Annotated in this window: 7 protein-coding genes; 6 read left to right on the top strand and 1 reads right to left on the bottom strand. The window is 40.8% G+C overall.

What is annotated here, in order from left to right:
* Positions 1–195 precede the first annotated feature (195 nt).
* Together dnaK and dnaJ are read left to right on the top strand one after the other, a co-directional pair.
* Positions 196–2,115: a molecular chaperone DnaK gene (gene dnaK / locus C9J48_RS17690; RefSeq protein WP_006230756.1), complete on the top strand. Its 1,920-nt coding sequence runs from the start codon at positions 196–198 to the stop codon at positions 2,113–2,115.
* Positions 2,116–2,203: 88 nt separating this feature from the next.
* Complete coding sequence (gene dnaJ / locus C9J48_RS17695; protein WP_006230757.1) at positions 2,204–3,346, top strand: molecular chaperone DnaJ; 1,143 nt, start codon at positions 2,204–2,206, stop codon at positions 3,344–3,346.
* Positions 3,347–3,419: 73 nt separating this feature from the next.
* On the opposite strand, the gene C9J48_RS17700 is transcribed toward dnaJ, so the two are convergent.
* Complete coding sequence (locus C9J48_RS17700; protein ID WP_006230758.1) at positions 3,420–3,800, bottom strand: type IV pilin protein; 381 nt, start codon at positions 3,798–3,800, stop codon at positions 3,420–3,422.
* Between the two features lie 134 nt (positions 3,801–3,934).
* On the opposite strand from C9J48_RS17700, the gene C9J48_RS17705 reads away from it, so the two are divergent.
* Genes C9J48_RS17705 through C9J48_RS17720 form a run of 4 tightly spaced genes read left to right on the top strand, consistent with a single transcriptional unit; the run spans position 3,935 to position 6,710 of the window.
* Positions 3,935–4,480, top strand: a complete 546-nt coding sequence (locus C9J48_RS17705; protein WP_006230759.1) for a pilus assembly FimT family protein — start codon at positions 3,935–3,937, stop codon at positions 4,478–4,480.
* A complete protein-coding gene (locus tag C9J48_RS17710) occupies positions 4,458–5,060 on the top strand; it encodes a PilW family protein (RefSeq protein WP_006230760.1) in 603 nt (200 codons plus the stop codon). Before C9J48_RS17705 ends, C9J48_RS17710 begins: the two co-directional genes overlap by 23 nt.
* Complete coding sequence (locus C9J48_RS17715) at positions 5,060–6,310, top strand: hypothetical protein (RefSeq protein ID WP_006230761.1); 1,251 nt, start codon at positions 5,060–5,062, stop codon at positions 6,308–6,310. The genes C9J48_RS17710 and C9J48_RS17715 overlap by 1 nt, the downstream gene beginning before the upstream one ends.
* A complete protein-coding gene (locus C9J48_RS17720; RefSeq protein WP_107281197.1) occupies positions 6,300–6,710 on the top strand; it encodes a type IV pilus modification PilV family protein in 411 nt (136 codons plus the stop codon). Before C9J48_RS17715 ends, C9J48_RS17720 begins: the two co-directional genes overlap by 11 nt.
* Positions 6,711–7,008: the final 298 nt, after the last annotated feature.

A 7,008-nucleotide genomic window follows, 5' to 3' on the forward strand; every position in this document is an offset into this window, starting at 1 on the left:
TTTAAAAAGGCCCACTACGGTGGGTTTTTTATTTTATTTTGATATTTTTTAGGTGTTGCCCTTGAAATGGGGATGATTGGCCTTATTTAGTAATCATACGACATCGTAAACATATTTTGTCTGGGTATACCCCATTATAGCGACGTCCATTTCGGACGCGCTTGTAAAATTAAATGAATTTCGGAGAAAAGCCTGATGGGTAGAATTATTGGTATTGACTTGGGTACAACTAACTCTTGTGTAGCAGTACTTGATGGCGACAAACCGCGCGTAATTGAAAATGCGGAAGGTGAACGTACTACGGCATCTGTTGTTGCTTACACCCAAGATGGTGAAACGCTAGTTGGTCAACCAGCTAAGCGCCAAGCGGTAACAAACCCAGAAAACACATTATACGCAATTAAGCGTCTAATCGGTCGTCGCTTTGAAGATGAAGAAGTTCAGCGTGACCTTAAAATCATGCCTTTCAAAATCGTAAAAGCTGACAACGGCGATGCATGGGTAGAAGCGAAAGGCCAAAAAATGGCTGCTCCTCAAGTATCTGCTGAAATTCTTAAGAAAATGAAGAAAACAGCTGAAGACTTCCTAGGCGAAGAAGTAACAGGCGCAGTTATTACTGTTCCTGCATACTTTAACGATGCTCAGCGTCAAGCAACGAAAGATGCTGGTCGTATCGCAGGTCTAGAAGTTAAGCGTATTATCAACGAGCCAACAGCAGCTGCACTTGCTTACGGTCTTGATAAGAAAGGTGGCGATCGCACTATCGCAGTTTACGACCTTGGTGGTGGTACATTCGATATCTCTATCATCGAAATCGATGAAGTAGAAGGCGAGAAGACTTTCGAAGTTCTTTCAACTAACGGTGATACACACCTTGGTGGTGAAGATTTCGATAACCGCATGATCAACTATTTAGTTGAAGAATTCAAAAAAGAACAAGGCATGGATCTTCGCAACGATCCTCTTGCAATGCAGCGTCTAAAAGAAGCTGCTGAGAAAGCGAAAATTGAGCTTTCTTCTGCACAACAAACTGATGTAAACCTTCCTTACATCACTGCAGATGCAACTGGTCCTAAGCACATGAACATCAAGGTGACTCGTGCGAAGCTTGAGTCTCTAGTTGAAGATCTTGTACAACGTTCTCTTGAGCCTCTAAAAGTTGCTCTTTCTGATGCTGGTCTATCTGTAAGCGAAATCACTGACGTAATCGTTGTTGGTGGTCAAACTCGTATGCCTATGGTTCAAGCAAAAGTTGCTGAGTTCTTTGGTAAAGAAGCACGTAAAGACGTAAACCCTGATGAAGCTGTTGCTGTAGGCGCGGCTGTTCAAGGTGGTGTTCTTGCGGGTGACGTGAAAGATGTACTTCTTCTTGACGTAACGCCACTATCTCTTGGTATCGAAACCATGGGTGGTGTTATGACTAAGCTAATCGAGAAGAACACAACTATCCCAACGAAAGCGAACCAAGTTTTCTCTACTGCAGAAGACAACCAGAGCGCGGTAACTATCCACGTTCTTCAGGGTGAGCGTAAGCAATCTAGCTACAACAAATCACTAGGTCAGTTTAACCTTGAAGGTATTCAAGCTGCTGCTCGTGGTATGCCACAAATCGAAGTAGTATTCGACCTAGATGCTGATGGTATCTTGCACGTATCTGCTAAAGATAAGAGCACAGGTAAAGAGCAGAAGATCACGATTCAATCTTCAAGCGGCCTAAGCGACGAAGATATCGAGAAAATGGTTCAAGAAGCTGAAGCTAACAAAGAATCGGACAAGAAGTTCGAAGAGTTAGTAACGGCTCGTAACCAAGCTGATCAGCTAATTCACGGTACTCGTAAGCAAGTTGAAGAAGCTGGCGAAGCACTACCAGCTGAAGACAAAGAGAAAATCGAAGCTGCTGTTTCTGAATTAGAAGAAGCACGTAAAGCTGAAGATAAAGAAGCAATCGACGCGAAAGTTCAAGCGCTAGTTGCTGCTTCTCAGAAGCTTATGGAAATCGCTCAACAGCAAGCTCAAGCTCAGCAAGCACCAAGCGGTGAAGGCGAGCAAGAAGCAAAGCAAGACGACAATGTTGTTGACGCTGAGTTCGAAGAAGTAAAAGACGAAAAAAAATAAGATAGTTAATTCATAATCTTATTTTCGAACGGGCGTTAGGGTTTACTCTATCGCCCGTAGCTGTATTTAAAGCAGGTGACAGTTAAGTATGTCAAAACGCGATTTTTATGAAGTTCTAGGCGTTGGTCGAGATGCCGGAGAACGTGACATTAAAAAGGCTTATAAACGCCTTGCAATGAAATTTCACCCTGATCGCAATCAGGAAGCAGATGCGACTGAAAAATTTAAAGAAGTCAAAACTGCGTATGAAATTCTAACCGACCCTCAGAAGAAAGCGGCATACGATCAGTACGGTCATGCAGCTTTTGAACAAGGTGGCGGTGGTGGCGGCTACGGTGGTGGCGGCGGCGCTGATTTCGGTGACATCTTCGGTGATGTATTTGGCGATATCTTTGGTGGCGGCGGCGGTGGTCGACGTCAACAGTCGCGTGCTCAACGTGGCTCCGATCTTCGCTACAACATGGAACTGACTTTAGAAGAAGCTGTTCGTGGCTGTTCTAAAGAAATCCGTGTACCAACCTTGGTTGGTTGTGATTCGTGTGACGGTTCTGGTGCTAAGAAAGGTTCATCAGCAACAACGTGTGGCACTTGTCATGGCCAAGGCCAAGTACAAATGCGTCAAGGTTTCTTTGCTGTACAGCAAGCTTGTCCACATTGTCACGGTCGCGGCAAGATCATTAAAGACCCATGTAATTCATGTCATGGTCAAGGTCGAGTTGAAAAAACGAAAACCTTGTCAGTTAAGATCCCTGCAGGTGTCGATACTGGTGATCGTATTCGTCTTTCTAGCGAAGGTGAAGCGGGTGAGTTTGGTGCACCGGCTGGTGATTTGTATGTACAGGTACATGTTGCAGAGCATTCAATTTTTGAACGTGATGGCAACAACCTGTATTGCGAAGTACCTGTTAGCTTTACGATGGCTGCCGTTGGTGGTGAAGTCGAAGTACCCACTTTGAATGGTCGCGTAAATCTAAAAGTACCATCAGAAACACAAACCGGACGTATGTTCCGTATGCGTGGTAAAGGCGTTAAGTCTGTACGCGGCGGTGCTGTTGGCGATTTGATTTGTAAGCTCGTTGTTGAAACACCAGTTAATTTAAGTTCTCATCAAAAAGAGCTACTTAAAGAGCTAGAAGAAAGCTTTGGTGGAAATGCAGCAAGTAAGCATAAGCCAAAGTCTGAAGGTTTCTTTAATGGTGTGAAGAAATTTTTTGATGATTTAACCGGCTAATATTAATTGCCGAGTTAAATGAATTTAAGAAGCCAGCGCAAGCTGGCTTTTTTATTTCTATCGGTATCAAAAATCATTTCCAACAATTAGCGGGCGTTGTCTCACCAGTACTTTTTAACGTCAAATCATCACAATAGTCAGGGCTTTGTAATGCTGTTTTTGTTGCAGATAAAGTGTATGAGGTCGTCGTTGATGTGATTCCATAGACATACCGCTCCCCACTATTATCACATACACTACAGAGGTTGGGCGATATTGAACTAGGGTAGGCGGTACCATTTGTTCTATTACTTTCAATTTCTAATTGAATCATGGCTAAATCCCCCATCGCTTGATTGCGATAACTCTTCAATACATGTTCTTGGTAAGAAGGGTAAGCAATAGTAGTTAATATGCCAATAATTGCTACAGCAATAAGTAATTCGATCAGTGTCACGCCTTTTTGTCCATTCATTGACTACCCCTTCCTCTAATATTCGAATTCACTCGATAATTATCTCTTTATAATCAAGGGTATTTTGCTCTGGTGATACGATATGAATCAAGTTGAAACTCTGCTATCAACATGTTTATAAAGGGAACTGGGGAATGCCTCGCGAAATGGTTCAATCATTACAGCATATACATTTTAATAGCTGGAAGGCTCTTGGATTTACTCTATTAGAGCTGATTATAACCCTCGCAATAATCGCTATTTTAGTTTCTGCCGCCGCCCCTTCGTTTAGTAATTTAATTGATTCAAATAAAGTAAAACGGTTAGCAACCGAAATTGAATGGTTGTTAGTTCAAGCGAAATCAGAAGCGGTTATGAAGGGGCTAGATATCACGATTCAACCTAAAACAATGGCGAGTACTTCAGCTGCTGCTAGTTCTTCGCCGTGGAGTATTGAAGCATCATTATCTGATGGAACTTTATTAGGTCTGGTATCTAGCGTAGATTTTCCATCAATAAAAATATATGAAAATTTTTCTACCCTAGGTTTTGACAAGCTTACTGGTCGCCCTAAGAAAGATGGGCATTTTGGTTTTTTTATTGATTCAAGTAAAACTGTCAGGGTTGAAGTAAGAAAAATGACAGGACGTTTAGTTTCTTGCAGTGATGGGGGGGCATATGGTTATACGGAATGTCCGTAGTTGTAATGGGTTTAGTTTAATTGAACTGTTGGTTGCATCTGCGATTGGATTATTATCGTTGACGGTTATCGGTAGTGTTTTTATGAACGGATATTCTTTTGCTTCACAGCGAACATTGCAGTTGATGTTAGCGCAAGATACTAATGATGTACTTCGTATGATGAAAGAGGATATACAGCGGGCCGGTTACAAAGCGGGTGCGTCATCGACTTTTGTTCTCAGCGGTGCAACGAAAACGATTTATCTTAAATCAACCTCTCTGGGTAATCCGACTTGTATCATATATGGATATGATGATGGAACGGATCAGCACTTTCGTACATATTACCGAGATGATAATAAATTAAGGTCTTTCTCTACAAAGTCTTCAGTGCTGACTGCAGCAGATGCCTGTGCGTACGGGCAATCAACTTTGAATGAGAAACAAATTAAAGTTACGAAGTTTGAAGTTTTGGAGAGTGTTTTAAGTTCAGCTACTACAACAAGTCAATATCTGACTATCAACTTAGAAGTTGCCACGCTAGATGATTCTATATCGTCGGCGAAGTCAGTTCAGGTGAAAACAAGGAACTGGTACTGATGAATAGTCAAAAAGGAATGGCGACTTTATTAGTAACGGCAATGTTATTAGTGGTGTCGTTATTGTTTTCATTAGCATCTTATAAAAATGTATTTTATCAAATTAAGCGAACTCAAAATGAGGTATTGGCAAGGCAAGCGCATTGGTTGGCAGAGGGAGGGCTAGAGTGTGGTTTTGCAAAGATTAATGAAGAGTCAGATCTCTCGTTGGTTACCAATTCGAATTACTTTTATACGGACTGTAATGCTTCGGGCAATAGTATTGAAATTGATACGATCAGCTCTGATATGTACGTTATTACATCACGAAATACTAATGACATTGCAACAAAGAAAATAAGTAAACATTTTAGCATTGCTGGTGGCAGATCGCCTGGAATAATAAAAGCGACATCAAACCTTCTCTTAGAAGGTACTACTTTGATGTATCCCGATCCTGGCGTTAAAAGTGAAGGTGAGTATGAATGCGTTATAGCAAGATATGCTGGCAACGTTGAAATTAAAGGAACACTCACAAATGCTGGGTTGCACCACGCTTATCCACCATATGATGGTTTTCATAGTAACTCAACTACATGGCCGAAATGTAAACCAGAAAATCAGTCTATTGTTGCAGATAATAAAATTGTTATAGGTTCCTCAAAACCCTCTGTATTTGGTGATGACTATATTTATAGTGCAAATCTAGATCCTTTTAAGGATGTTTTTCATGTTCCAAGAAAAGATTGGGAAAAAATAAAAGACAAGTCGACAACTACGGTTATAGCTGGTTCTTTAAGTTGTTCATCTGATATCGCAAGTAAAATAGCTGTTGATTCTGATCGTATTTGGGTCGTAGGAAATTGTGATTTAGGCTCAAATGCTAATCTAATTCAAGAGGCTATAACTATAGCTGGAATACCTGGAATTGTTCTTGTTGTTCAAGATGGAATTTTAGCTGTAAATGGTGCTCAGACATTAAGTGCATTAATTTATCACTTTAAATCACCTGGTAGTACGTTTATGCCAACTGAATCACAATGGGATGTAATGTCTGCAGGGGGTCAGCTGACTCATCAGGAAAAATTGGTTGTCGGGTATTTTCAATTTGGCGCATTCCACCCTAAAGGGGGGTATGTTATGGATGCTCCTGGCTTAACCGCAAAAATTCGTGGAAGTCTAGACTTCAGCTTTAATAGTGATGTGTTTAAAGATGCCCTAGACGACTTGGAAACAATTAGTTGGGTAGAAGGTTCTTGGTATGATTTATAAATCGAAAGGTTTTAGTCTTATTGAGGTGCTGATTTCTTTTGTTGTCCTTACTGTAGGTGTACTCGGTTTAGTAAAGCTTCAAACCTATATGGAAGTGAAATCTGAAAATGCGCTTCACAGCATTGATGCTTTATATCTAGCAGAAGAAAAACTAGAGCTATTTAGAACTCGCTCACAAAGCGCTGGAACGGGCACTATCTTATATAGCGATATAAAGAGCAGTACAGAATCATTATTAATGGCAGGAACAACAGTCAGTAGAGTGGTTGTGGTAAATAATGATACACCGGTACCTGGATCTAAACAGATTAAAGTCTCTGTTATCTGGAGTGATCGTTGGAATACAACTCAATCAATGGCATTGAACACTATTATATCTATGTACAGCGAATTCGATTAACCTTTAATATCACGCCTTGAGAGTAATATTTAGCCCACAAAAACCAATCATGTTTAAATTTTGAACGGTTGGTTTTTTTTGTTTAAAAAAGAGTTGTCACTCACAAATATCTCCCTATAATGCGACCTCACTGACACGGAGCACGGCGCTTAGCCAGCAACCTAGTCAGTATGTTCTTTAACAATTTGACCATGCAATCTGTGTGGGCACTCGTGAAATTTTAAGTCGAAAGATTTATCAATGAACTGAGTGACCTTAATCATCGCAAGATGACACAGTCAATTTATGCTTCATTTCT

The sequence above is a fragment of the Photobacterium profundum genome, from assembly GCF_003026285.1.
Classification (GTDB): Bacteria; Pseudomonadota; Gammaproteobacteria; order Enterobacterales; family Vibrionaceae; genus Photobacterium; species Photobacterium profundum.

Coding starts and splice junctions, on each gene's coding strand:
- dnaK (WP_006230756.1), top strand. CDS start 196: ATGGGTAGAATTATTGGTATTGACTTGGGTACAACTAACTCTTGTGTA.
- dnaJ (WP_006230757.1), top strand. CDS start 2,204: ATGTCAAAACGCGATTTTTATGAAGTTCTAGGCGTTGGTCGAGATGCC.
- C9J48_RS17700 (WP_006230758.1), bottom strand. CDS start 3,800: ATGAATGGACAAAAAGGCGTGACACTGATCGAATTACTTATTGCTGTA.
- C9J48_RS17705 (WP_006230759.1), top strand. CDS start 3,935: ATGCCTCGCGAAATGGTTCAATCATTACAGCATATACATTTTAATAGC.
- C9J48_RS17710 (WP_006230760.1), top strand. CDS start 4,458: ATGGTTATACGGAATGTCCGTAGTTGTAATGGGTTTAGTTTAATTGAA.
- C9J48_RS17715 (WP_006230761.1), top strand. CDS start 5,060: ATGAATAGTCAAAAAGGAATGGCGACTTTATTAGTAACGGCAATGTTA.
- C9J48_RS17720 (WP_107281197.1), top strand. CDS start 6,300: ATGATTTATAAATCGAAAGGTTTTAGTCTTATTGAGGTGCTGATTTCT.